Genomic DNA, 1,811 nt, shown 5'->3' on the forward strand with positions numbered 1-1,811 from the left:
TGCGCCACCAAACTGAAAACGCGTAAACTCAATCAAGGATGAGCCAGAGCCTCCAAACGAAAGCACGCTCTGATGTCCCAAATTATCTGAAGACGCACACTTTTGGCCGCAGCCATCGACAAGACCGTTCATGGAACAGTTGGGATTCACCGTCCTTACTTCGTGTCCGGCGATCCCGACCGCATTGGTGAAGAGATCAAGGCTCTGCGGCTTAGATCCATCGACTACTTGCGCGAGATGAACATCCCACAGCGACTGGCAGAGGATATGTTCAGCGTCGATCCTGGTAACGTGCGTATGCTGACTGAGCGCGAGATGGAGGACTACAGGCTCAACTCAAAGGATTTCGCGGCGCAAGAGTCCGACATCCAACGCATGATGGGAGATCTCGGAATGTCTCGACAGGACTATGAGGCATTCCGGTCGGACTTAGATTACTATTGTAAGGTCTACACTGGCCAGCCGGCACGCATGAGAAGCTGCGTTGTAGACGTTGTCGAGCGCCACGGCATTCCCATGGGGGATTTCGGTCGTGAATAAGTGGATAATCGCAGCGGCTCTTACCGTGCCGGTGGCGGTAGGCGAGCCGGCCAGTGCGCAGGACTGGGCATATCTAGGCGGAAGTCCTAGCGCCGAGATGGACATGGACTCGATCTTGCACCGAAACGGCTTCGTCCAAGTGCACATTCGCTTTCTTGCTGATCAGCCGCAGGGGCGGATGTTTATGAACCAAATCCTAACCGTTGATTGCGCTGGCAGCCGCGCTCGGATCTCAGACGGATGGATCACTTCCACCTACTCCTCGCGGGTCATGCCGATGCCGAATCTTCCGGAGAATCAGCGAATTCTAAACCTCCCGACACCAAACGACGCCCACAACGTTATGTTCAACTACGTCTGTGGATGAACCTGGAGCAACCGTCGTCTATTAAGTCCACTTAACTTGCGTAATTTCGATCTGGCAGCGGTGCTTCCGCTTCGGGCTGGAACCGGCCATCTACCGCGTCTGGTCCGAGTGTCGGCGCAGGGCCGAGCGTGTCTCGGGAGGCGACCATGTTTTGCAAGCCAGACCCGTCACCTCACGCGCAGAGCTGACGGTCGACCAAGCTGCAAGAAGGAAGAGGTTATTTCCACCCCTTCTACGCAGCGCGGCCGTCATGCGACCGGGATGAGGGTGGGCTGGGAGCCCGTATTCCCAAGCGTCCCGGCCCACCCGGCGGCATACCTCCCCTCAATTCAACACCGGCCGCCGCTCAAGCTGTTCGGCCCGGTTGAGCATGCGCTGGACCACGCGCAGGCTCAGGGCGTCGGCGCGGTCGCGGTGATGCTGGAGGGTCTCGATGATCGCGTCCAGTGCCGGGCCGGTCAGGCCGCGGGCCGCGCCGTCGCGCTCGGCGAAGCCGATGAGGTCCGACAGGGTGAGCGCCGGGAGCACCAGCGGCGGGCAGCGGCTCAGGAGCGGCTCGGGCAGGCCCCTGCGGCTGTTCGCGGTCATGATCCAGCCGATCCCGGACATGTCGAACGGCACGCGGTAGAACGGGCACTCCCAGCGTGCCGCCGAGATCGGCTCCATCAACGCGAGCAGCGCCTCGGTCAGGTTGTGGCGGGTGCCGGAGGTGTCGCGCACGGCCCCCGCCTTCTCGAGTTCGTCGACGACCACGATGGGGTTCAGAACGCGGTGGTTCAGGATCGTGTCCAGCGGCTTTCCAGCGCCCGCGTTGGCCCAGCCGCGCTGCATCCCCGCCACCGCGAAACTCGCCGCCTCCGCCGCCGCGTCGACCAGCGTGGTCGGCACGCCGAGCGCTGCGGCG

2 protein-coding genes are annotated in these 1,811 nt (G+C 61.8%); one reads left to right on the forward strand and one right to left on the reverse strand.

The window, feature by feature from the left end:
- Positions 1 to 102 precede the first annotated feature (102 nt).
- Positions 103 to 540 carry a hypothetical protein gene (locus ACH107_RS32485; RefSeq protein WP_412509728.1) on the forward strand — a complete coding sequence of 146 codons (438 nt, stop codon included), beginning with the start codon at positions 103 to 105 and terminating at the stop codon, positions 538 to 540.
- A gap of 691 nt (positions 541 to 1,231) precedes the next feature.
- Here ACH107_RS32485 and ACH107_RS32490 read toward each other — a convergent pair.
- The coding region (locus tag ACH107_RS32490) for an AAA family ATPase (RefSeq protein ID WP_412509729.1) at positions 1,232 to 1,811 on the reverse strand (580 nt) is incomplete at its 5' end.

It is taken from the genome of Roseovarius halophilus (ex Wu et al. 2025) (genome assembly GCF_047086965.1).